The sequence below is a fragment of the Lysobacter antibioticus genome, assembly GCF_001442535.1.
GTDB lineage: Bacteria > Pseudomonadota > Gammaproteobacteria > Xanthomonadales > Xanthomonadaceae > Lysobacter > Lysobacter antibioticus.
This window is the reverse complement of record NZ_CP013141.1, coordinates 3615220-3637197: the sequence shown is the minus strand read 5'-3', so window position 1 is coordinate 3637197 and position 21978 is coordinate 3615220. Positions and strand designations below refer to the sequence as shown.

The window sequence follows — 21978 nt, the reverse complement described above, 5'->3', positions numbered from 1 at the left end:
CTCGGCGCGCGCCGTTCCTTGTTGCGGGTGTTGCGCGCGGCGTTGCGGGCGCTGCCCTGGGACGGCTTGAAGCCGGAGGATTGGCGCGGGGCGGTCACCGCCAGCCTGGCGCGGGTCGCCCGCGGCGCCGAACGCGCCCGCCGCAGCGGCCTGGATGAGGCGTGGCACGACTGGCGCCGGCGTGCGCGGCGGTTGTCGCAGCAGCAACGGGCTCTGAAAGCGGCCAAGCTGGGTCGCGATGCGCCGAAGTTCGACAAGCACACGATCGAGCGCCTCGGCGCGGCCCAGGACCTGAACCTGCTGCTCGACCACTGCGGGCGCCGTTCGGTGTTCGGCAAGGTCGACCGCGCGGCTTTGCGGCGCTATGCCGAGGGCGAGCTGGCGCGGTCGCGCGGGGAGATCGTGAATGGAGGCGAGGGAGGGGGCGAGGGAGGGGGCGGTTCGGATTAGGGACGCGGCTCCTCGCTGCTGGGCCCTCACCCGGGCCCTCTGAGCTGCGGTCGCCGCAAGCGGGAGAGGGCGCAAGGCGGGGCGGAAGAGACACTGGGCCGGGCGGCCTCGACCGCCGGTCGGGGGCGCCCGGCTGAACCCCTTCAGCGGCGCCCGATGCGGGCGTCCTTGCCCGTTGGAATAAACGACCCCATCACATCGCAGAGCCGTACCGGCGCGAAGGGTCCGCACCGGGTGGCATCATTTGCTCAGGACCGGCCGCTTCGGGCCGGCCCCGGTGGTCTGTCGGAGTTTCGAAATGCCCGCTTCCCTGATCGATTTCCTCGCCGGCGGCCTGGTCCAGGCCGGCTTCTGGGAACTCGCCTTGTACTTCCTCGCGGTCACCCAGCTCACCATCATGTCGGTGACGCTGTACCTGCACCGCTCGATGGCGCACCGCTCGGTCGATTTCCATCCCGCGCTGGCGCACGTGTTCCGTTTCTGGACCTGGCTGACCACCTCGATGATCACCAAGGAGTGGGCGGCGATCCATCGCAAGCACCACGCCAAGTGCGAGACCGAGGAAGACCCGCACAGCCCGCAGTTCAAGGGCATCGACACGGTCATGTGGCGCGGCGTCGAGCTCTACCGCGAAGCGCGCGGCGAGCGCGAGGACATCGAGAAGTACGGCAAGGGCTGCCCGGACGACTGGATCGAACGCAAGCTCTATACGCCGCATGCGACCTTCGGCCCGACCTTGCTGCTGTTCATCAGCTTCGTCCTGTTCGGCTTCGCCGGCGTGGCGATCTGGGCCCTGCAGATGGTGTGGATTCCGTTCTGGGCCGCCGGCGTGGTCAACGGACTCGGTCATTGGTGGGGCTATCGCAACTTCGAGACCACCGACACCGCGACCAACCTGACCCCGTGGGGTTTCTGGATCGGCGGCGAAGAACTGCACAACAACCACCACGCCTTCCCGAGCTCGGCCAAGTTCGCCCTGCGCAAGTGGGAATTCGACATCGGCTGGGCGGCGATTCGCGGCTTGCAGGCGCTGCGTCTGGCCAAGGTGTTGCGCGTCGCGCCGACCCTGGACGTGCGCCCGAACATCGCCATGCCGGACACCGAAACCCTGCGCGCGCTGCTCGCGATCCGCTTCCAGGCGATGACCGACTACTACCGCAGCGTGACCCTGCCGACCCTGCGCGAAGAAGCCGCGCACGCCGGCGACCGCATGCGCACCCTGCCGCGCCGTTTGCGCAAGGGTCTGGCCGACGGCGGCCGCTGGCTCGACGACGGCGCGCGTGCGCGCCTGCAGAGCTGGATCGACGAACGTCCGCGCATGGCGACCCTGGCCGAATTCCGCCAGCGCTTGGCGCAGGTGCTCGACGACCGTTCGCACGATGCGCAGGCCACCTTGAACCGTCTGCACGCTTGGTGCGTCGACGCCGAGGCCAGCGGCATCCAGTCGCTGCAAGCGTTCTCCGAACGCATGAAGGGCTACGCCCTGGCGCCGGCGCGCCACTGACCGTTCGCAGCCGGTCCGCCGGTTGGGTCGTTCCAGTAAGAACCCGCGCAGCGATGCGCGGGTTTTTTATTGCCGCGCATGCAGCACGCTGTGCAGGCCGCGATGGCTCGGCCGCCGCCCCTCGCGGCAGCCCCTCCAGGACCGCGACGCCCATCAGCATTTGCCGCCCGGCGAGGGTGTAGCGTGCGCAGCAATGGAGTCGCCGCGCCGGACCGCGTCCCGCGCCGCATAAGGAGATGCCGCATGCGCAGGGACATCGTTGCCCAAGTCGTCGCCGTCCGCGCGCCGCTTCCGATTCCCTCTTTCCTGCCTGCCCGTGCCGCCCTGCGCCGCACGCGATCGACGTCATTGCAAGGACGAACCCGCCACCCGTGAACGCGTCGCGCGCCAGGGATGGGGCCGCGCTTCAAGCAAAGGAGACAGAACAGATGAAGGTATTCCGTAGCAAGCGCATCAAGCTGCTCATGCTGGCCTCGTTGTTCGCTGCCGGCATCGGCTTCGGCGTGGCCCAGGCCGACAGTCCCTACCGCGAAGGCTGCCCGCCGAAGGCCGGTTGCAAGTACGGTGGCCAGCGCGTCGGCTGCTGCATGCTGCCCTGAGGACCGCAAAACCATGAAGACTTTTCGCAACACCCGCATGAAGTACCTGGCGATCGCGGCGCTGTTCGCCGCCTCGGTCGGCTTCGGTGCGGCCCAGGCCGACAACAAGTACGCCGAGGGCTGCGCGCCCAAGGCCGGCTGCCAGTTCGGCGGCAATCGTTTCGCCTGCTGCATGGACGATTCCTGATCCCTGGCGGTCGATGACGGTGCGCGGTCGGCCTTGCGCCGTGCGCCCCCGTGTTGCCGGCGCCGCGTCCGCGCGCCGCCGGCAACCTTGGTCGGCCGAGCCGGCAGCGCAGGATCCCGCGATCCGCGACCCGGACTTGCCTGGCGCCGCCGCTCGCGTCAGGCTGCGCGGCAAAGCCGCCGCTCCCGGCGTCACCCGGTTCCCGCGCATGCGCCGACTGATTGCGATCGCGTTCTGTGTTCCGCTCGTCTGCGCGGCCCAACAAGTCGCCTCGACCGGCGACTACCTGTCGCGCATGGACGGCGACCAGGACGGCAAGATCTCGCTGCTCGAATACCAGGATTGGCTCAGCTACGCCTTCGATGCGATGGACGCCAACCGCGACGGCCAGCTCGATGCGCAAGAGCAGCCCGCGAGCGGCCGCGGCGCACGCGCCGCGCTGTCGCGCGAGCAGCATCGCCTGACCCTCGCCGAGCGTTTCGGCAAACAGGACCGCAACCGCGACGGCTGGCTCGACGCGCGCGAACTGGCCTCGCCCCCGCAGTGATCGCCGGCCTGAATGGCTCGCCCGGACGAGGCGGACGTTGAGTCCACGGGCGTCGCGTTTCCGGCGCGTTGCGCGATGCCCATCCGGCGAATTCTCCGCAGCCCGTCGCATTGCCCGGATTGCGCAATTGCCGCCGCCGCATCGCGCGTGATACCTAGTCGCGATGAATTACGCACTGCCCCGCGGCGAACTCGATACGCTGTTCGCCGGCCCCCAATCGGTCACCTCCGAACAACGCCGCGAACTGGCCGAACTGATCGTCGAACGACTGCGCCAGGTCCATGGCGAGCGTCTGCTCGCGGTCGCCATGTACGGCTCGACCGCGCGCGACGGCGACGGCCCGTACTCGGATATCGAACTGTGGGCGGTGCTCGACGACGACGCTCTCGGCGCCGACTACGACGAAACCCTGGAATGGGTGCACGGCCGCGGCAAGGCCGAGCTCAACCTGATGTCGCGCACCGCCATCGAGGCCTACGCGCGCGACGTCGACGAAGGCTGGGCGCTCAGCCACGGTCAGTTCGTGCATGCGCGCGCGCTGTGGATCGCGCCCGACCACGGCGCCCTGGTCGAGACCTTGCGCTCGCTCGCCGCGCATCCGAACGATGAGGCGGTGGACGCGGCCTTGGCCGAAATCGTGGTCGGCGAGCTGTACGAACTGGTCGGCAAGCTGCGCAATCGCTATGCGCGCAAGCCGCTGTCCCTGCTCGCCTGCGAGTTCGCCCAGCACCTGGCCTGCCTGATCGGCCTGGCCGAGCGGCATGTATTCGCATCGAGCGGCACCATGTTCGACGAGGCCGCCGACCTGCCCGGGCCGGACGGCGCAGCGCAATTGTTCGGTCTGGTCGGCCAGGGCGATCTGCGCGACGAAGTGGTGCTGACCATGGCGGTGGAGCGGGTCTGGACCGGCCTGGAGGAATGGGCGCACGCCGCATCCTTGAACCAGGCGCTGGAACTGCGCTGCGCGGCGACGGAGCGCTGAGCGGCGCCGATCCGGTACAGTCCCCATCGTCGACGGGACCGGCGCTGGGCGTGTCCGGCGCGCTCGCCCGAGCAGGTTGCGAGTGACGCCGCCGGTGTCCTGCGCAGTGCCGTCGACTACGCCGATTCCGGCTTCCCGATCGATCGCCGAGGGCCTTTGCGATGGGCCGAATGCTGCATCCCTGGTTCGCCGAAGCGCGCCTCGTCGCCGCGCGCGGCGGCGCATGGCGACGCGGCCGGACCCTGTCGGCGGCGGCCGCCGCGGCGATCGCCTTGCCGCTGTCGCTGCGCGCTTGGGGCGGCGATGCCGCGGTCCTGGCCGAGGCCTTGCCGCGCCTGATCGAACGCTTGCCGCTGCCGTTCGGTCTGCTCGCGATCGCCGTCGCTTATGCGGTCGCGCGCGGCCGTTCGATCGCGCTCGATGAGTACCTGCGCCTGGGTTGGTGGGCGGCGACGCCGATCGAGCCGTCGCGGGCCACGCGCAGCCTGATCCTGCTGGCCGGCTTGGCGACGCTGGCGGCGATGGCATTCGCGGCGGCCGTGCTCGCCGCCTGCGGTGGCGACCGCGCGAGCCTGCACGCCGCGTACTGGGTCGTCGACGGCGGGCTCGCGCTCGGCGCCATGTTGGGCTTGTTCGCGGCGCTGCGTCATCGTCGCCATCCGGCGCATCGTTTGCGCGAAGGCGCGCGCTTGCCGGTGTTCGGCCTGGCCTGGCTCGACGATGCGCGGCTGCCGCACCTCAGCGATTGGCAACGGCGCGAAGGAGTGCTGCGCTGGCGCCGTGGCGGCCACGCCTGGATGATCGGCGCGGTGTTGTTCGGCCTGCCGAGTTCGACCGGTGCGAGCAGCGGCATCGGCGTGTTGCTGATCGCCATCGCGCTGGCCTGGTTCAGTCTGATCCTGCAGGCCTGCGTCGCCGCGACGCTCGATGCCGACGCCCTGCTGGCGAGCACACCGCGCGCACCGCATCGGCTGGCGCAGGCGGCGTGGCGGTATCCGGGCTTCGCCTTCGTCTGCGCGGTGGCGTTCGTCGGCATCGGCGCCGCGCTGTTGTCCCTGAGCTGGCGCGCCGCGCCGGTGTTGTTCGCGATCATGCTCGTGCTCTCGGCGCCGGCTTTGCTGGCGCTGCGTCCTGTCCTTCACCGGTCCCTGTCGCGATGACCGTCCTGCTCGAACTCGACGGCCTGCAGCACCGTTACGACGAGCACGCCGTGCTGCACGGCATCGACCTGCGCCTGCAGGCCGGCGAATTCGCCGCGCTGATCGGCCCCAACGGTTCCGGCAAGACCACCCTGCTGCACTGCCTGGCCGGGCTGCAGCGGGCCAGCGCCGGGCGCGTGCTGATCGGTGGCCACGACCTCGCACGCGAACCGCTGCAGGCGCGGCGCCTGCTCGGCTTCGCGGTCGACCCGGCGCGTCTGCCGCCGTTGTTGACCGGTCGCGAATGCCTGCGCCTGTTCGCCGGCACACGCGAGCTCAGCGAAATTCCCGCGCCGACCCTGGCCCTCGCCGAGACCCTGGCGCTGGCGCCGATGCTGGATCGCCGCATCGGCCAGTACTCGCTCGGCACCCGCCAGAAACTGGCGATCGCGCTCGGCCTGCTCGGCGAGCCGCCCTTGCTGGTGCTCGACGAACCGCTCAATGGCCTCGACCCGCTCAGCGCCTATGCGCTCAAACGCCATCTGCAACAGCTTGCCCGCGAGCGCGGCACCGCCGTGCTGCTGGCGACCCATTCGCTCGATGTCGCCGAGCGTTTCATCAGCCGCGCGCTGTTGCTGATGGACGGGCGCCTGCGTCGCGACTGGCCGGCCGACGAGCTCGATGCGATCCGCGCCGACCCGCAGCGATCGCTGGAGCAGTCGATGGTCGAGGCCTTGGCGGCCGAGCGGCCTGCGGATGCGAACTAGCTTGCGGCCGCGGCGCGGCGTCATCGTCTTACGGTCGGTAACGTCGTCGATGCCATTGCGCGGTCGCGGTTTGCGCCGCTCCTACCCTTAAAGCGGCGTAGCTCTTGGGTAGGAGCGGCGCAAGCCGCGACCACGACACCGCAAACAACGGCGCAACTGACCCGCCGGCGGTCTGGAGGCGGCACCCAACTGCTACCATGCCCACCGTTGCAGAAGAGTGGCGCCGGCCTGCGGCCGATGCCCGCCGAAGGCGCAGGCTCCCATAATCGCTCAGGCTCGGCCTTTCATCGGCCGGAACACTGCAACGAACACGCCGATCTGGAGAGAGGCCGCGATGCGGCCCACCGAAGGGGCAAGCGGCCGCTGTCGCGACAGCGCGCCGCCCAAACTCTCAGGTAAAAGGACAGCGGGAGCGGCACCGCGGCCTTCGGGCCACGGAGACAGGTAGCCTCGTGCGGCCGACGGCCGCGCGTGCGCATGCCGTGCCGCCCGGCCGCTGCGTTCCGATCGCAGGCGGCGCGTTCGCGTCTCCGTGCCCGGCCGCGGTTCATTCGTGCCTGTCCGACGGAGAACCGCCGTGTTGCTGCAATTGATCTATCTCATCGCCATCAGCGCCGAAGCCATGACCGGCGCGCTCGCCGCCGGCAAGCGGCGCATGGACCTGTTCGGCGTGGTCATCATCGCCAGCGTCACCGCGCTCGGTGGCGGCTCGCTGCGCGACATCGTGCTCGGCCACTACCCGCTCGGTTGGGTGCGGCATCCCGAGTACCTGGGCTACACCATCGGCGCGGCGATCGCCGCGACTTTCCTGGCCAAGAAGCTGCACCGCTTGCGCCGCGCCTTCCTCTGGCTCGACGCGCTCGGCCTGATCGCCTTCACCCTGATCGGCTGTTCGGTCGCGCGCGAAGGCGGGCACGCGCCGGTCATCGTCGTCATCGCCGGCATGTTGACCGGCGCTTTCGGCGGCGTGCTGCGCGACGTGCTGTGCAACGAGATCCCGCTGGTGTTCCAGCGCGAGTTGTACGCGGTGATCTCGCTGCTGACCGGCGTGGCCTATCTGGCGATGCTGCGCTTCGGCGTCGCCGAGAACCTGAGCGTGCTGCTCTGCCTCGGCGGCGGCTTCGCCCTGCGCCTGTTGGCGATCCGCTACGAGTGGGAGATGCCGAAGTTCGTCTATCAGTGAGCGCCGGCGACGCGTGCGCCGCAGACGTGGCTCAAGCGTCTTCGGCCAGAGCCTGCGCGACTTGTTCGCGGATGGCCGGCACCAGCTCGCGTTCGAACCAGGGGTTGCGCTTGAGCCAGAGATTGTTGCGCGGGCTCGGATGCGGCAGCGCCACCGTATGCGGCCAGCGCTCGCGCCAGGACGCGACCGCGGCGGTCAGCGTGTCGCCGGCATCGGGCAGATGATAGGCCTGCGCGTACTGGCCGATGACCAGGGTCAGGCGCAGCCGCTGGAACTGCGCCAGCAGGCGCCGGCGCCAGGCCGGCGCGCACTCGGGGCGCGGCGGCAGGTCGCCGGACTTCGCGGTGCCGGGATAACAGAAGCCCATCGGCAGGATCGCCACCTGGCGAGCGTCGTAGAAGCGCTCGCGATCCAGGCCGAGCCAGGCGCGCAGGCGCTCGCCGCTGGCGTCGTCGAAGGGCAGGCCGCTCGCGTGCACCTTGCGGCCGGGGGCCTGTCCGGCGATGAGGATGCGCGACTGCGCGCTCATCTGCAGTACCGGCCGGGGGCCCTCGGGCAGATGCGCGGCGCACAGCCTGCACGCGCGGACGTCGGTCAGCAGGGCGGCAAGGGATTCCATCGGCATCGGTTCCGGCAAGCAGGCGGCGGCGGTCGGGTTTGCGCGAGCAGGCCGCGCCCGAGTGTTGGTCGCCGCGCAAAACCCTGTCAAGCCGCGAACCCGCAGGGCAGGGCGGCAGCGCAAAAGACGACGCCGGCGCGAGGCCGGCGTCGTCGTTGCAGCAGCGGGTGGAAACGTCTTATGCGGTGATGTCGCGGTCCTTGGTTTCCGGCAGGAACAAGGCGCCGATCACCACCGTCATGGCGGCGACGATGATCGGATACCACAGGCCGCTGTAGATGTTGCCGGTGGCGGCGACGATGGCGAACGCGGTGAACGGCAGGAAGCCGCCGAACCAGCCGTTGCCGATGTGGTACGGCAGCGACATCGAGGTGTAGCGGATGCGGGTCGGGAACAGCTCGACCAGCCAGGCGGCGATCGGGCCGTAGACCATCGTCACCAGCAGCACCAGGAAGGTCAGCAGCGCGATCACCATCGGCTTGTTGATCTGCGCCGGGTCGGCCTTGGCCGGATAGCCGGCGGTCTGCAGCGCTTCGGTCAACTGCTTGCCGAAGGCTTCCGACTGCGTCTTGAACGCGGCGCCGTCGAGCGGTTCGCCTTCGAAGCTGCTCAGGCTGGCGCCGCCGATGCTGACCGTGGCGACGCTGCCGGCCGGGCCGGCCGCGTTGACGTAGGGAATGCCCTTCTTGGCCAGCGCCGACTTGATGATGTCGCAGGACTGCTTGAAGGTCGCCTTGCCGACCGGGTCGAACTGGAACGTGCAACGTTCCGGATCGGCGGTGACGGTGACCGGCGAGGCGGCGACCGCGGCTTCCAGGGCCGGGTTGACGTTATGGGTGAGCGCCTTGAACACCGGGAAGTAGGTGAACACCGCGATCAGGCAGCCGGCCAGCACGATCTTCTTGCGGCCGATCTTGTCCGACAGCCAGCCGAAGAAGATGAAGCCGCCGGTGGCCAGGGCCAGGGCGATCGCGATGAAGATATCGGCCTGGTTCGGGTCCATGCCGAGGGTCTTGGTCAGGAAGAACAGCGAATAGAACTGGCCGCCGTACCAGACCACGGCCTGGCCGGCGGTGGCGCCGAGCAGGGCGAACAGGGCGATCTTGCCGTTCTTGGAGAAGAAGCTCTCGGTGATAGGCGCCTTGGAGGTCTTGCCCTCGGCCTTCATCTGCTGGAACAGCGGCGATTCGGCCAACTGCATGCGGATCCACACCGACACGCCGAGCAGGATCACCGAGAACCAGAACGGAATGCGCCAGCCCCAGGACTCGAAATCTTCCTTGCCGAGGTAATTGCGGCAGGCCCAGATCACCAGCAGCGACAGAAACAGGCCGAGCGTCGCGGTGGTCTGGATGAAGCTGGTGTACAGGCCGCGCTTGCCGTTCGGGGCGTGTTCGGCGACGTAGGTCGCGGCGCCGCCGTACTCGCCGCCGAGCGCCAGGCCCTGCAACAGGCGCAGGGTGATCAGGATGATCGGCGCGGCGATGCCCAGGGTGGCGTAACTGGGCAGAATGCCGACCAGGAAGGTCGCCAGGCCCATGATCACGATGGTCACCAGGAAGGTGTACTTGCGTCCGATCATGTCGCCCAGGCGGCCGAACACCAGCGCGCCGAACGGCCGCACCGCGAAACCGGCGGCGAAGGCGAGCAGGGCGAAGATGAACTGGCTGGTCTCGTTCAAACCGCCGAAGAACTGCTTGCCGATGATCACGGCGAGCGAACCGTAGAGGTAGAAGTCGTACCACTCGAACACGGTGCCGAGGCTGGAGGCGAAGATGACCTTCTTGTGGTCCTTGGTCAGCGGCGTGCTGTGCGGCGCCGAGTTTGCGGTGATGCTGGACATGTCTGTTCCCCCGAACAGTGGAGAGGAGCGGGCCGAGGCCCGCCGGGGTAATTCTTTCTATGCTGCTGTCGCGACTTTTCCGATCAGAAGCTGTACTTGACGTGGGTCTGCAGGCGGTTGATCTCGCCGCGGTCGCCGCTTTCGATCTCGCGCTGGCCCCAGATGTACTCGGCACCCACATCGAGTTTCGGGATCGGGGTATAGATCAGGTTGATGTGGGCCGATTGCGCCGACTTGGTGATGCCCAGGCCGGTCAATGCGGTCTTGTTGTCGTACTCGGCGCGCGAATAGAACAGGTTGCCGCGCAGCTTCGGGGTGAACGCGTGGCGCCAGCCGACGAAGCCCGAGACCAGGTCGATGTTTTCCAGGTCGCCGCTGGCGTCGAGCACGGCGTCGTTGTTGAGCGCCAGGCCGACGTAGCGGCCGATGCCGCTGCCGGTGGTGATCATGTAGCGCAGGTCGTCCTTGGCGCCGAGGTTCCACTTGCCCGACAGACTCAGGCCGTAACCGGTGCTGCTGTCGTTGACGCGCCCGGACTGGTACTTGAGCTGGCGTGCGAGCGCGCCGACGCTGAAGTGGCCCCAATCGCCCTTGGCGGTGTAGCGCGCGGTCACGTCCGGTACCGCGCCGTCGTCGCCGGCGACTTGGGCCATGTTGCCGCGGAACGGTGTGTACACGGTTTCCGGGTTTTCGATCGAGAACGACCATGGCCCGCTGGTGTAACGCAATTGCGCCTGGCGCACGAACACCGTGCCCTCGGTGGGGCTGAGGAAGTCGACCGTGTCCGGCAACGCCGCGGTGTCCTGGAAGTTCGACCAGGCCTGGCCGGCCATCCACTTGTTCCAGGTCACGTAGGCCTGGCGCAGGGTCAGCGCATAGGTGTTGGTGGCGACTTCGCTGCCGGTGAATGCGGTGCTGCCGCCGCCGTAGAGGTCGAATTCCAGATAGCCCTTGAGCTTGTCGCCGCTCTCCAGGTCGGTGTCGGCGGCGAACCAGAAGCGCGAGAAATTCGCGCCCATGTCGGTGTCGCTGCCGCCTTCGCGGGTGGCCGCGCCGCCGACCGGAATCGCCTTGGGCACGTAGAACAGGCGTCCGACCGAACCGTCGGCGATGTCGCCGTCGTTGGTCTGGGTGACCGAGGCGTCGAGCTTGATGAAACCGCCGTAGCTGAAACGGGTGCCGGGGTTGCCGGCGGTCGAGATCGGCGTGCTCTGGATGCCGGGCTTGGCCGGTGTCGCCGCGACCGCGGTCGGCGCGGCGGCCTGTGCGGCCTTGACCTCGGTGACCTGGGTCTGCACCTGCTGCTGTTGCGAGACCAGTTGCTGGACCATGCGCTCGAGTTCGGCGACGCGCGTTTCGAGTTCTTTTTCCTTCGCCGTCTGCGCGAAAGCCAGGCCGGGCAGCGCCAGGGCGACCAGCAGGGCCGCGGCCAGGGGCCGCCGTCGCATCGCCGCGCGCCGCGGTGCCGTGCATGTGAGCACACTAGTGAACGTCATGATTCCCTCCCGAGGAACGCCGCGCGGTACGTGCGGCTGCGGCCAGCCTGCGCGTGGCCGAGACGGCTTCACCATTCGCCATTGGTCGTAACGGCGCGATTCAGTTCTCCGTTTACGACCAAGGTCTAAACCGATGCCGCAGCGAGGGTCGCGATGAATGCGGCAAACTGAGCGATCGCGCGCGCCCGCGCGCAAGGCCCGCTCGCCGGTCGCGGCCGCGGTCGAGCGCCGCGACCCCCGTCCCCGGCGATCGCGGCATAGGCGTCGCGCGCCGGGTCGGCTATAACGAAGCCCGCGCATCGACACAGCCAGCCTTACGGAGCCCCCACTCATGACTCACCCCGTCACCGTCTACCCGACCGACGCGGACTTCGCTGCGAAGTCGCGCTACCGGCGCGAAGACTACGAACGTCTCTACGCCGAATCGGTCGCCGACCCCGACGTGTTCTGGGGCGGCGTGGCCAAGCGTCTGGACTGGTTCAAGGCGCCGACCAAGATCAAGAACGTCAGCTTCGATCTGGCCGACTTCCGCATTCACTGGTACGAGGACGGCGAGCTCAACGCCAGCGTCAACTGCCTCGACCGCCATCTGGCCGAGCGCGGCGACAAGACCGCGCTGCTGTTCGAGCACGACGATCCGAACCTGCCGGCCGAGCACATCAGCTACCGTGAGCTGCATGCGCGCGTGTGCCGTCTGGCCAATGCGCTGCGCAACCTCGGCGTCAAGAAGGGCGACCGCATCACCATCTACCTGCCGATGATTCCCGAGGCCGTGGTGGCGATGCTCGCCTGCGCGCGGGTCGGCGCGATCCACTCGGTGGTGTTCGGCGGCTTCGCCCCGAACTCGATCGCCGACCGCGTCGCCGACTGCGCCAGCAAGCTGGTCATCACCGCCGACGAAGGCCTGCGCGGCAGCAAGAAGATCCCGCTCAAGGCCAACGTCGATGCGGCCCTGAAGCTGCCCGGCACCAACTCGGTCGAGACCGTGCTGGTCGTGCGCCACACCGGCGCCGCGGTCGACATGCAGATGCCGCGCGACCGCTGGTACGACGCGGTGGTCGAAGGCCAGCCGGAGACCTGCGAGCCCGAGCGCATGAACGCGGAAGACCCGCTGTTCATCCTCTACACCTCCGGCAGCACCGGCAAGCCCAAGGGCGTGCTGCACACCACCGGCGGTTACCTGGTCTATGCCAGCTTTACCCACGAAGCGGTGTTCGACCTGCGCGAAGACGACATCTACTGGTGCACCGCCGACGTCGGCTGGGTCACCGGTCACAGTTACATCGTCTACGGCCCGCTCGCCAACGGCGCCACCGCGCTGGTGTTCGAGGGCGTGCCGAACTATCCGGACGTGTCGCGTTTCTGGAACGTGATCGACAAGCACAAGGTGAGCGTGTTCTACACCGCGCCGACCGCGATCCGCGCGTTGATGCGCGACGGCGACGAACCGGTCAAGAAAACCTCGCGCGCCTCGCTGCGCCTGCTCGGCACGGTCGGCGAGCCGATCAACCCCGAAGCCTGGCGTTGGTATTACGAAGTGGTCGGCGATTCGCGTTGCCCGATCGTCGACACCTGGTGGCAGACCGAGACCGGCGGCATCCTGATCACCCCGCTGGCCGGCGCGATCGACCTCAAGCCCGGCTCGGCGAGCAAGCCCTTCTTCGGCGTGCAGCCGGCCCTGGTCGACGCCAACGGCGGCGAACTCGAAGGCGAGGCCGAAGGCAATCTGGTGTTGAAGGATTCCTGGCCGGGGCAGATGCGCACTGTCTACGGCGATCATCCGCGTTTCATCGAGACCTATTTCAAGACCTATCCCGGCAGCTACTTCACCGGCGACGGCTGCCGCCGCGATGCCGACGGCTACTACTGGATCACCGGGCGCGTCGACGACGTCATCAACGTCAGCGGCCACCGCATCGGCACCGCCGAAGTCGAGAGCGCCCTGGTCTCGCACCCGAAGGTCGCCGAAGCGGCCGTGGTCGGTTTCCCGCACGACCTCAAGGGCCAGGGCATCTACGCCTATGTGACCCTGATCGCCGGCGAAGCGCAGAACGACGACCTGCGCAAGGAGCTGGTGGCCTGGGTGCGCAAGGAAATCGGCCCGATCGCCACGCCCGACCATCTGCAGTGGGCGCCGGGCCTGCCGAAGACCCGTTCGGGCAAGATCATGCGCCGCATCCTGCGCAAGATCGCCGAGAACGCCCCGGACCAGCTCGGCGACACCAGCACCCTGGCCGACCCGTCGGTGGTCGAGAGCCTGGTCAACGAGCGTCTGGGCAAGTAAGGCATCACCTTAGGGCGAAGCACGGCCGTCTAGCGGCCGTGCCGATTAGGTGGTGGTTGCAACAGCAACAGCAAATCCCCCTGGCCCCCCTTCTCAAAGGGGGGAATTCGAAAGGAAGGGATGTCGTTGCCGGGCGATTTCGCGAGCGAGACTACGAACAGCCTCGCTCGTGCTGGTGCTGTTCCCCTCTTTGAAAAGGGGGCAGGGGGGATTTGCCTTGGCTTTCGCCTCTCAGCTTCTATGCACTCCTGGCAAGCGCTCGGACACCACTCGGTGTATTTCTTGCATCACTGCCGTCGTTTCCTTGAGCGCCTGCAGGTTGTCGAAGCGGATCACCTTCAGCCCCAGCGTTTCCAGTTCCGCCGTCCTCCGCGCATCCGCCGCCAAACCCGAATCGGTCTTGTGCTGCGCGCCATCGACTCCCACGATCGACCTCGCCGCCAACGCATAAAAGTCGACGATACAGCGCAGCAACGGCTTCTGCCGGTAGAACCGCACGCCGGACATCTGCTCGCGCCGCAGCCGCCACCACAGCCGCTGTTCGGCGGCGCTGGCGCCGCTTCGCAGGTGGCGTGTGGGCGTTTTGAGACGGGGTTCATACGAATGCATACCCACATTTCACCTGCCTTCACCCATCGTCCAATAGCGGAGGAACCCCCTATACGACGTAAGATTCCTGCCATGTACGTCGTCCGCAGCGCCCTTCCCCCGACCAGGCCCGCCCCATGCCGACCCTGCTGATCGCCGACGACCACCCGCTGTTCCGCGAAGCCTTGCGCGGCGCGGTCGCGCGGGTGCTGCCGGACGCGGCCCTGCGCGAAGCCGACAGTGTCGATGCGCTGTACGCGCTGGTCGAGGCAGAATCCGACGCCGATCTGTTGCTGCTCGATCTCAACATGCCCGGCGCGCAAGGCTTCAGCGCGCTCGTGCATCTGCGCGCGCTGCATCCGCAATTGCCGATCGTGGTGGTGTCGGCGCGCGAGGAGCCGGCGACGATGCGCCGCGCGCTCGATCACGGCGCGGTCGGTTTCATTCCCAAGTCCGCCGATGCGGCGACGCTCGGCGCGGCGCTGACGACGGTGCTCGACGGCGACCGCTGGGCGCCGGCCGCCGCTTTCGCCGCGCCGGCCGCGAACGCCGACGAACACGAAGCCGCGCAACGCCTGCGCGACCTCACCCCACAACAGTTCCGCGTCCTGCAGATGCTCGGCGCCGGCCTGCTCAACAAACAGATCGGCTACGAACTCGGCGTCTCCGAAGCGACGGTCAAGGCCCACGTCACCGCGATCCTGCGCAAGCTCGGCGCCAACAACCGCACCCAGGCGGTGTTGATCGCCGGCCGTCTCGCCCTCGATCCCAGCGCGATCGTGCCGCCGCCGGAAGAAGTCGAATAAGCGGGTTCAGCGGCGACCACGCTCGCCGCTTGCGCGCACTCGAACCGTTGCAGGGAATCCGCAGACGATGGACGGTCACCCGAGTTTTCCCGACCCGGTAACCAAAAGCATCGATATCCAGGCCGCGCCCACGACGGTGTGGCAGGCGCTGACCGATCCTGTGCGCATGCCGGCGTGGATGTCGGAGGAGCCGCTCGAAGTCGTCACCGACTGGGCCATCGGCAGCCCGATCGTGATCCGCGGCGTGTTGCACGGGCGGCTGCGTTTCGAGAACAGCGGCATCGTTCGTGTCTTCGAAGCCGGACGCGCCCTCGAATACAGCCATTGGAGTTCGCTGTCGCGGCGAGCGCTCGCCGACGCGCCCGAGAACCACGTCGGCATCGCATTGCGGCTGCACCCGAGCGACCACGGCACGCGACTCGGGCTGCGCCTGAGCAATCTCGGCCACTATGCAGTCTACGGCCACATGAATTTCTACTGGGAAGTCACCCTGGCGGTGCTCAAGCGTTACTGCGAAGCCGAGGCGCGGTAACGAGCGCCCGTTGCGCGGCCATGCTCGCCGCCCGTCGGCGCGATGCGAGTCACCGCGGACGGCCATTGATTCGGCAACGCGGCTGCCGGCATAGTCGCGCCATCAATGGACCGACATCGCGAAAGGACGCCGCATGAATCGCTCGATCCGCTGGATGCTGTCGTTGGCGATGCTCGCAGTCGCTCTGCCCGCAGGCGCGCAGGACAGCGACTGCGATTTCGACCAAGCCTATTTCGCCAAGCGCATGCAACAAATCGCCGCGCGCCACGGCGGCCGGCTCGACGCCACCGGCACTGCCATTTGGAAACTACGCAACGGCGAGACGATCACCGTCGCCAGCGGCGGTTGCGTGCATTACGGCACGACGGTGAGTCTGGTCTACGCGCCTGGCGCATCCGCACCTTCGCGTGAAGTCGCTATCGAGCGCCTGTTCGCTACGGTCTCGAAGTACTGGCAGCCGGCCGCTGCGCGCCGTCTGCAGGCCCTGGTGCGAACCGGTGCGTATCAAACGCGGACCCTGGACGACGGCAGCACCGAACTGGTCGGCTCGCTCGACCCGGGCCAGGGATTCTCGTTCGAGTATCGCCTCATCCTCGGCAAGCACGAGGTGCGGATCAGCTGGGAAGAAGCCTGATCCGCGAAACCGCAACCCGCGCACAAACTTGAAAACCGCGCGGCGCCGGTGTTAGCTGGCCGCCTCATGCGCCGCCGCGCAGTCGCGGCCGGCGCGCACGCACGACGATGCGGTTCGAACGGAGGCGCAATGAAGCGGGAGCTCGAAGGCAAGGTGGCGGTGATCCACGGCGGTGGCGGCGCGATCGGCGGCGCGGTGGCGCGTGCGTTCGCGCGCGAAGGCGCGCGCCTGTTCCTCGCCGGCCGCAGCCGGGCGCGTCTCGATGCGGTCGTGGCGGACATCGCGAAGGCCGGCGGCATCGCCGAGAGCGCGCAGGTCGATGCACTGGATGCGGACGCGATCGATCGCCACGCCGAGGCAGTCGCGGCGAAGGCCGGCGCCATCGATATCGTCTTCAACGCGGTGGCCTTCGTGCACGTGCAAGGCGTGCCGTTCGCCGAATTGCCGCTCGGCGATTTCGAGTATCCGGTCCACTCGTACATCCGCTCGAACTACCTCACCGCACAAGCCGCGGCGCGCCATATGGGCGAGCGCGGCGGCGTCATCCTGAGCCTGGTCACGCCGGTCGCGCGCATGACCGGTCCGGGCTACCTGGGCCATTGCGTCGCCTGCGCCGGCGTCGAAGCGATGTCGCGCCATCTGGCCGGCGAACTCGGCGGGCGCGGCATCCGCACGGTGTGCCTGCGTTCGCATGCGATACCCGAGGCGCTGGACGCGGGTTCGCACAGCCGCGAGGTGTTCCAGCCGCTTGCCGACCAGGCCGGCATCTCGGTCGAAGCGATGCTGCAGGGCGCGGCCGAGAGCACCTTGCTCAAGCGTCTGCCGACGCTCGCCGACATCGCCGGCAGTGCGGTCTATGCGGCATCGGATCGCGCTTCGGCGATGACCGGCGGCATCCTCAATCTCACCGGCGGTTTTCTGGTGGATTGAAGCGCGAGCGGCTCAGGGCTCGTCGCGCTGCGCATCCGGCGCCCACACCACGCCGAGCGCGCGTATGCCGAAGCCGGACACGCGCTGCACTTCGCGCCACGGGTCCAGCGAGGTGTCGAATTCGATGATCTCGTAGGAACGGCCGCAGGTGCGCCAGCCCGTGCACGGTGCGATGTTCGGCGCCTGGTCCCAGGGAATGCCCGACAAACGCCGCAACTCCACCCACGCCTCGGCCAGCGAGCCGTGTTGGCTCAGCGATTGCGCGTGATCGGTGTCTTCGATGATGAAGCGCGTCGCCATGATGTCGATGCGTGCTACCCAGAGAGTGGGACTGCGGGGCAAGGCCGGGCAGTCGGGCCGGCCTTCCCCAAGGCCGACGATCCCGCGGCATCGTAGCCGGGCTCATGCCTTACGACAAATCGCCGGTGCGGCGATGCGGCCGCGGATATCGAGGCGGTCGGGGGATCAACAGTGTCGGCGAGCCGGCGAGTGCCTAAACCACGATCGCGGTCACAGCCGGCTGCGCACGTCGGCAGTCGCAGACGAACGGCGTACTGAGCAGGCGTGCCTGCATGCCGTATCGATGCAAGCGGGACGGCCGGATGCGCGAGGACGCAACCGTGCAGTGAGTGCGCACGTCATCTCGCGGCAAAGCGCTAGGGCAGGGTGAACTTGCGCATCGCGCGCAGCGGCCACAGCGAAGTGAAGCGCGCGCCGCCGACCAGGCGATGCGCGGCCGACATGCCCTGCAACAAACCCAGGCGTTCCAGCACGTCCTTGGCGCGGCGGAAGCTATGGCGCGGGTCGGCGGTCAGCATGAACAGATTGATCTCTTTCGCGCTGACGTCGTAACCCTCCAGTTCGACCGTATCGCCCAGCGCCGCCTTCAGCTCGGCCTCGATCGTCGCCAGGAAGGCCTCGTCGGCCAGGGATTTGCGCCAGAACTTGATGATGAGTTGATGATCCATCCGCCGATTGTAGGCGCAACCGCGAACAGCGCGATCTGCCCGTGCCGCAATGGCTATCGCGGTCGCATCGCGCGCCGCGTTGCAGTCGTAATGGCGGACGCGGCCGACAACAGAGCGGCCCGGTTTCCCGGGCCGCTCGTTAGGTCTCCTTGCCTGCCTCGCAGCTCAGTCCTCGGCGCTCTGATAGGCGACCAGGTAACGGCCCGCGGCGACGGCGAAGGCGGCGCGGCTCACCGTCTTGCCGGGGTCGAAGTAAGCGTGCAGGGTCGGCTGCAGGTCGAACGGGCCCTGGGTGACGGCGAAACGCGCGTTGATCAGGCCGCGGTCGAGGGCGAGCTGCACGTAGCCGCGCAGGCTGGCCGGGATCGACGCCGCATCGTCGATGGCGATGCGCTTGCCGTCGTAGAACGCGGTCAGCTGGCCGTTGAAGGCGCGTGCTTCGCTCTGCAGGGCCAGGCTCTGTACCAGCGAATAGGCCAGGCTGACCCGGCTGACGCTGTCGTTCGGGCGGAACGAGCCGTTGAGCGTGCCCATCACGCCGTCCTGCGACTGGCTCAAGTCGCGCAGTGCGCCGCCGTTGGCGACCGCGGATTCGGCGTAGGCGTAACGCGCGTCGCCGGGCGAGAGGTCGCTGAAGCTGGAGCGGCCGTTGAACGGCAGGTACTGGCGCACGCTCTGGCCCATCAACAGGTACTGCGCCAGTTCGCTGCGCTTGAGCGTCGCATCGGGGCGGAACTGCTGGTCCGAGTAGCCGTCGACGAGGCGATGGGCTACGGCGAATTCGATCGCCGAGCGCGCCGCGTGCGTGGCGACATCGTCCATGCCGGTGTAGCCGCCGCTCTTGAGGAAGCTGATCTCGCCATTGACCGTGCCGGGCAGGCCGTAGCCGTTGGTGACCTTGGCCGGGTCGAGGTTGGTGCCGGATACCGAGCCGATGCCGCGCACGCTGACCTTCCACACACCGGGCTTGCCGGGCGCGCCGGTGGTGACGGTGTCGCCGAGCACCGGCAGGGCGATCGAGGAGCCGTACTTGATGCCGTCCGGATCGGTCAGCACCACCGCCAGCGTGTTCTCGCCGATGGTGGCGCGGGCCGCGACCCAGGCGATGTCGCTGGCGACGGTGAAGCTTTGTTCCTCGACCGTGCCGACCGGGGCGAAGTCGACCGAGAACGGCAGGTTGGGCACGCCGCCGGACAGGATCGCGTTGGCGTTGAACGCGCGCAGCGGGTTGACCGTGGCGCCGAAGCCGTAGCGCAGCGCGGCGGCCTCGGCGACCGCGGTGTAGGCGTTGACGTGGCCGGCGCCGGCCTCCCAGGCCAGGCGCCCGGTCATGTTGGTCGAGGTGCGTTCGAGGATGTCCTTGATCTGCGCCGGGGTCAGGTTGGGATTGGCTTCCAGCATCAGCGCCACGATGCCGGCGACGTGCGGCGTCGCCATCGAGGTGCCGCTCATGTGGGTGTAAAAGGCCAGATAGGCCGGCGCCAGGGTTTCGGCGTCGTGCTGCGCTTCGGTCGCCGGCAAGGCGCCGGTGAGGGCGCGTGTCGACACGATGTCGACGCCCGGCGCGACGATGGTGGGCTGGTTGAAGTAGGTCCACTGGCGGCCGTCGGGCATGGTGAAGCTGCCGCTTTCGCCGCGCTTGCCGCGCGAGGAGAAGCCGGTCAGCACGCCGTCCTTCTCGCCGGCGCCGACCGAGATCACCCACGGTGCCTGTGCGTAGGGGTTGTGGGTGTCTTCGCCGGGGCCGTCGTTGCCGGCGGCGAACACGCTGACGATGCCGCGCTTGTACAACTCGTAGGTCGAAACGTTGACCGGGTTGAGCGGATTGAACTTGCCGCTGCTGCCCCAGGAGTTGCTGGTCACGCGGATCGGATGATCGAAGCTGAACTGCTTGGTGGCGGCGTAGTCGAGGCCGCCGACTGCATCGAGGATCAGCAACACCGCGCCCGAGCCGTAACCGACCAGGTCCGCGCCCGGCGCCACGCCGCGGTACAGGCCGTTGGAGCGGGCGCCGTTGCCGCCGATGGTGCCGGCGCAATGGGTGCCGTGGCCGGAGCCGAGGTCGGTGTTGATCACCCCCTCGGTGTAGGAGATCGGCAGCATCGAGTCGAGCGAGTTGAGGTTGGTGGTGCCGAGGGTGTTCTCGACCACGTGCTCGCGGAACTTGAGGTCGTCGTGGCTGGCGTCGATGCCGGAATCGTTGACCACCACGGTGATGCCGGCGCCGCTGAACGGCACCGCGCGTACGTAGTCGCCGGGGTTGTTGACGGCGCGTGCCGCGCCGGTGATCTCGCGCGCTTCCTTGTTGAAGTAGCGCAGCGGCGCATTCCAGTAGATCGAGGCGACGTCGTCGCGCTGGGCCAGGGCGCGGATCTCCGCCGGCGTCGCCAGCGCGCCGGCGATCGGCAGGGTCCGCATGGTCACGCCCTGGTCGATGCCGAGCGCACGCAGCGCCGCGACCTGGGCCGAAGTCACCGGGCTCGACTGCTTGTAGCTGACCACCACCTGCAGCGGCTCGGTGCCGGCGACGGCGGCCATGCGCTTGAGCAACTGCGGATCGAGGTGGGCGTCGGCCAGGGCGACGCCGCTGGCGAGTACGCCGGCGGCGATGGCGCAGACGCGGAAGGTCTTACGGGGAATTCGCGATGACATGGTCGAATGGCTCCGGAAACGCCCAGGACGTGAGGCGTGTCCGGAGTATTCGCAGCCGCCCGGGGCGATCGCATCGGGACTTCCCCCTAACCCGGCTGGGGAGAAACCCTCAGGCGACGGCGGGCGCGGCGGGTGCCGCCGTGCCTGCCGCCCTTCCATCCGAGAGTCGGTGACCGTGTCGGCCGAACATGAACCGGCCGCGGCGGTCGGGGCATCCGGGAGTTCCTTCAGCGGCAAGCCCGGAAAACCCCCAGTCAGCTTCCCCGAGAGGGCGCTGAGGGAAATCCCCTAGAGACACACGTCACATTTCGGTTTAGCCTGCCTCTCCGCGTGGTCGTACGCCGGAGTAAGCGATGGGGAAGTTGGCGTTGGCGTCGAGGCTGCTGGCAGCCGCCGCCCTGTTCGTGTCCAGCGCCGTCGCATCGGCGCAATCACTGCCGGTCACCGTCAACGCTTCCGGCAACACCGCCACGATCGTGGTCGGCGATCCCGCGCAGCCGGTCGCCGATCTCACCCTGACCTTCGACGACGCCAGCGGCCTGCAGGCGTCCAGCCTGGGGGTCAGCGCCCAGCTGGTCAGCCTTACCGACAGCGCCCTGCTCGCGCGCCTGCCTAGCCTCGGCCTGACTCCGCTCGATCCCGCCTTTCCGCTGCTGATCACCATCGAGCCGCCGGCGCTCGGCGGGCTCAGCTTTCGTCGCGGCGTGCGCGTCGAAGTGCACACCCACGCGCTGAGCTACAGCGCGGGCAGTTCCTACCGCCTGTTCAAGGCCTCGCTGGGCGGCAACTTCCGCGACATCTCCGATGAAATCGCCCCGGGCAGCGTGCGCGCGCGCGGCACCACCGGCGGTTTCTCGCAGTTCCTGGTGCTGTCGGACCTGCGCGCCACCGGCAGCGTGATCGCCCAGAAGATTTCCTGGCTGCGCGCCCGCGTCGATCAATTGCCCGTGGCCGAGCAGGCGGCGTTCGATGCCTGGCTGGACACCGTCGCCACCGCCGTTGCCGCGGCCGAGTACGCCGATGCGATCGCGGCGCTGGATGCGTTCCGTGCCCGCGCCGTCGCGCGCGCCGGCAGTCCGCTCGCCGATCAGTGGCGCGCCGCCCGCGACCTCGACAACCACGCCGGCGAACTGATCGCGGGGGCCGCGACGCTGAAGTTCAGCGTCGCCTACCTGCGCGACTTCGGCCAATAAGCACACCGCGTCATCGGCGGCTTGCGCTTTGCGCCGTCGCGCCTGCCTTTCCTGCATCGGCGACGCTAAGATGAG

General features: G+C 68.5%; 21 protein-coding genes and 1 riboswitch. Of the genes, 14 read left to right on the top strand and 7 right to left on the bottom strand.

Annotated features, from left to right (window positions below; all coding sequences use genetic code 11):
• Positions 1–748 precede the first annotated feature (748 nt).
• From GLA29479_RS14695 to GLA29479_RS14670, 8 genes are all read left to right on the top strand, one after another.
• Positions 749–1954, top strand: a complete 1206-nt coding sequence (locus tag GLA29479_RS14695; RefSeq protein ID WP_057972046.1) for a DesA family fatty acid desaturase — start codon at positions 749–751, stop codon at positions 1952–1954.
• Positions 1955–2382: 428 nt separating this feature from the next.
• Positions 2383–2553 carry a hypothetical protein gene (locus GLA29479_RS25345; RefSeq protein WP_161786072.1) on the top strand — a complete coding sequence of 57 codons (171 nt, stop codon included), beginning with the start codon at positions 2383–2385 and terminating at the stop codon, positions 2551–2553.
• Positions 2554–2566: 13 nt separating this feature from the next.
• Complete coding sequence (locus GLA29479_RS25340) at positions 2567–2740, top strand: hypothetical protein (protein ID WP_169795669.1); 174 nt, start codon at positions 2567–2569, stop codon at positions 2738–2740.
• Positions 2741–2948: 208 nt separating this feature from the next.
• Entirely contained in the window at positions 2949–3287 is a 339-nt protein-coding gene (locus GLA29479_RS14690; protein ID WP_057972045.1) for an EF-hand domain-containing protein, read from the top strand.
• A gap of 163 nt (positions 3288–3450) precedes the next feature.
• Positions 3451–4269: a kanamycin nucleotidyltransferase C-terminal domain-containing protein gene (locus GLA29479_RS14685; RefSeq protein ID WP_057916157.1), complete on the top strand. Its 819-nt coding sequence runs from the start codon at positions 3451–3453 to the stop codon at positions 4267–4269.
• Between the two features lie 170 nt (positions 4270–4439).
• Positions 4440–5429, top strand: a complete 990-nt coding sequence (locus GLA29479_RS14680) for a hypothetical protein (RefSeq protein ID WP_057972044.1) — start codon at positions 4440–4442, stop codon at positions 5427–5429.
• Positions 5426–6175, top strand: coding sequence for an ABC transporter ATP-binding protein (locus GLA29479_RS14675; RefSeq protein ID WP_057972043.1), 750 nt, complete (start codon positions 5426–5428; stop codon positions 6173–6175). Before GLA29479_RS14680 ends, GLA29479_RS14675 begins: the two co-directional genes overlap by 4 nt.
• Positions 6176–6483: 308 nt before the next feature.
• Positions 6484–6590, top strand: a riboswitch (glycine riboswitch).
• A 162-nt stretch (positions 6591–6752) separates the two neighbouring features.
• Positions 6753–7358: a trimeric intracellular cation channel family protein gene (locus tag GLA29479_RS14670; RefSeq protein ID WP_057972042.1), complete on the top strand. Its 606-nt coding sequence runs from the start codon at positions 6753–6755 to the stop codon at positions 7356–7358.
• Between the two features lie 31 nt (positions 7359–7389).
• Here GLA29479_RS14670 and GLA29479_RS14665 read toward each other — a convergent pair whose 3' ends face one another.
• The 3 genes from GLA29479_RS14665 to GLA29479_RS14655 form a co-directional block, all read right to left on the bottom strand.
• Complete coding sequence (locus tag GLA29479_RS14665) at positions 7390–7977, bottom strand: uracil-DNA glycosylase family protein (protein WP_082638698.1); 588 nt, start codon at positions 7975–7977, stop codon at positions 7390–7392.
• A gap of 178 nt (positions 7978–8155) precedes the next feature.
• Positions 8156–9820: an MFS transporter gene (locus GLA29479_RS14660; protein WP_057972040.1), complete on the bottom strand. Its 1665-nt coding sequence runs from the start codon at positions 9818–9820 to the stop codon at positions 8156–8158.
• 83 nt (positions 9821–9903) lie between these two features.
• Complete coding sequence (locus tag GLA29479_RS14655) at positions 9904–11268, bottom strand: DcaP family trimeric outer membrane transporter (RefSeq protein ID WP_248842738.1); 1365 nt, start codon at positions 11266–11268, stop codon at positions 9904–9906.
• 379 nt (positions 11269–11647) lie between these two features.
• Between GLA29479_RS14655 and acs the strand changes: the two genes are divergently transcribed.
• Complete coding sequence (gene acs, locus GLA29479_RS14650) at positions 11648–13600, top strand: acetate--CoA ligase (protein WP_057972038.1); 1953 nt, start codon at positions 11648–11650, stop codon at positions 13598–13600.
• 231 nt (positions 13601–13831) lie between these two features.
• Here acs and GLA29479_RS14645 read toward each other — a convergent pair whose 3' ends face one another.
• The gene (locus GLA29479_RS14645) at positions 13832–14209 is read right to left on the bottom strand and encodes an endonuclease domain-containing protein (protein ID WP_057972037.1); all 378 of its coding nucleotides are present in this window, start codon (positions 14207–14209) and stop codon (positions 13832–13834) included.
• A gap of 116 nt (positions 14210–14325) precedes the next feature.
• Between GLA29479_RS14645 and GLA29479_RS14640 the strand changes: the two genes are divergently transcribed.
• From GLA29479_RS14640 to GLA29479_RS14625, 4 genes are all read left to right on the top strand, one after another.
• Positions 14326–14994 (top strand): response regulator transcription factor, encoded by a 669-nt coding sequence (locus GLA29479_RS14640; protein ID WP_031370625.1) that lies wholly within the window; start codon positions 14326–14328, stop codon positions 14992–14994.
• A gap of 67 nt (positions 14995–15061) precedes the next feature.
• The gene (locus tag GLA29479_RS14635; protein WP_057972036.1) at positions 15062–15526 is read left to right on the top strand and encodes an SRPBCC family protein; all 465 of its coding nucleotides are present in this window, start codon (positions 15062–15064) and stop codon (positions 15524–15526) included.
• A gap of 133 nt (positions 15527–15659) precedes the next feature.
• The gene (locus tag GLA29479_RS14630; protein ID WP_057972035.1) at positions 15660–16160 is read left to right on the top strand and encodes a hypothetical protein; all 501 of its coding nucleotides are present in this window, start codon (positions 15660–15662) and stop codon (positions 16158–16160) included.
• A 129-nt stretch (positions 16161–16289) separates the two neighbouring features.
• A complete protein-coding gene (locus GLA29479_RS14625; RefSeq protein WP_057916168.1) occupies positions 16290–17090 on the top strand; it encodes an SDR family NAD(P)-dependent oxidoreductase in 801 nt (266 codons plus the stop codon).
• A gap of 12 nt (positions 17091–17102) precedes the next feature.
• On the opposite strand, the gene GLA29479_RS14620 is transcribed toward GLA29479_RS14625, so the two are convergent.
• The 3 genes from GLA29479_RS14620 to GLA29479_RS14610 all read right to left on the bottom strand — a co-directional run bounded on the left by GLA29479_RS14620 (position 17103) and on the right by GLA29479_RS14610 (position 20710).
• A complete protein-coding gene (locus GLA29479_RS14620) occupies positions 17103–17390 on the bottom strand; it encodes a hypothetical protein (RefSeq protein WP_031370629.1) in 288 nt (95 codons plus the stop codon).
• A 356-nt stretch (positions 17391–17746) separates the two neighbouring features.
• Positions 17747–18058: a hypothetical protein gene (locus GLA29479_RS14615; RefSeq protein ID WP_057972034.1), complete on the bottom strand. Its 312-nt coding sequence runs from the start codon at positions 18056–18058 to the stop codon at positions 17747–17749.
• 165 nt (positions 18059–18223) lie between these two features.
• Positions 18224–20710 (bottom strand): S8 family peptidase, encoded by a 2487-nt coding sequence (locus tag GLA29479_RS14610; RefSeq protein WP_057972033.1) that lies wholly within the window; start codon positions 20708–20710, stop codon positions 18224–18226.
• 353 nt (positions 20711–21063) lie between these two features.
• Here GLA29479_RS14610 and GLA29479_RS14605 point away from each other — a divergent pair, with 353 nt between their 5' ends.
• Entirely contained in the window at positions 21064–21903 is an 840-nt protein-coding gene (locus GLA29479_RS14605; RefSeq protein ID WP_057916171.1) for a DUF6689 family protein, read from the top strand.
• Positions 21904–21978: the final 75 nt, after the last annotated feature.

Coding starts and splice junctions, on each gene's coding strand:
- GLA29479_RS14695 (WP_057972046.1), top strand. CDS start 749: ATGCCCGCTTCCCTGATCGATTTCCTCGCCGGCGGCCTGGTCCAGGCC.
- GLA29479_RS25345 (WP_161786072.1), top strand. CDS start 2,383: ATGAAGGTATTCCGTAGCAAGCGCATCAAGCTGCTCATGCTGGCCTCG.
- GLA29479_RS25340 (WP_169795669.1), top strand. CDS start 2,567: ATGAAGACTTTTCGCAACACCCGCATGAAGTACCTGGCGATCGCGGCG.
- GLA29479_RS14690 (WP_057972045.1), top strand. CDS start 2,949: ATGCGCCGACTGATTGCGATCGCGTTCTGTGTTCCGCTCGTCTGCGCG.
- GLA29479_RS14685 (WP_057916157.1), top strand. CDS start 3,451: ATGAATTACGCACTGCCCCGCGGCGAACTCGATACGCTGTTCGCCGGC.
- GLA29479_RS14680 (WP_057972044.1), top strand. CDS start 4,440: ATGCTGCATCCCTGGTTCGCCGAAGCGCGCCTCGTCGCCGCGCGCGGC.
- GLA29479_RS14675 (WP_057972043.1), top strand. CDS start 5,426: ATGACCGTCCTGCTCGAACTCGACGGCCTGCAGCACCGTTACGACGAG.
- GLA29479_RS14665 (WP_082638698.1), bottom strand. CDS start 7,977: ATGGAATCCCTTGCCGCCCTGCTGACCGACGTCCGCGCGTGCAGGCTG.
- GLA29479_RS14660 (WP_057972040.1), bottom strand. CDS start 9,820: ATGTCCAGCATCACCGCAAACTCGGCGCCGCACAGCACGCCGCTGACC.
- GLA29479_RS14655 (WP_248842738.1), bottom strand. CDS start 11,268: ATGCGACGGCGGCCCCTGGCCGCGGCCCTGCTGGTCGCCCTGGCGCTG.
- acs (WP_057972038.1), top strand. CDS start 11,648: ATGACTCACCCCGTCACCGTCTACCCGACCGACGCGGACTTCGCTGCG.
- GLA29479_RS14645 (WP_057972037.1), bottom strand. CDS start 14,209: ATGCATTCGTATGAACCCCGTCTCAAAACGCCCACACGCCACCTGCGA.
- GLA29479_RS14640 (WP_031370625.1), top strand. CDS start 14,326: ATGCCGACCCTGCTGATCGCCGACGACCACCCGCTGTTCCGCGAAGCC.
- GLA29479_RS14635 (WP_057972036.1), top strand. CDS start 15,062: ATGGACGGTCACCCGAGTTTTCCCGACCCGGTAACCAAAAGCATCGAT.
- GLA29479_RS14630 (WP_057972035.1), top strand. CDS start 15,660: ATGAATCGCTCGATCCGCTGGATGCTGTCGTTGGCGATGCTCGCAGTC.
- GLA29479_RS14625 (WP_057916168.1), top strand. CDS start 16,290: ATGAAGCGGGAGCTCGAAGGCAAGGTGGCGGTGATCCACGGCGGTGGC.
- GLA29479_RS14620 (WP_031370629.1), bottom strand. CDS start 17,390: ATGGCGACGCGCTTCATCATCGAAGACACCGATCACGCGCAATCGCTG.
- GLA29479_RS14615 (WP_057972034.1), bottom strand. CDS start 18,058: ATGGATCATCAACTCATCATCAAGTTCTGGCGCAAATCCCTGGCCGAC.
- GLA29479_RS14610 (WP_057972033.1), bottom strand. CDS start 20,710: ATGTCATCGCGAATTCCCCGTAAGACCTTCCGCGTCTGCGCCATCGCC.
- GLA29479_RS14605 (WP_057916171.1), top strand. CDS start 21,064: ATGGGGAAGTTGGCGTTGGCGTCGAGGCTGCTGGCAGCCGCCGCCCTG.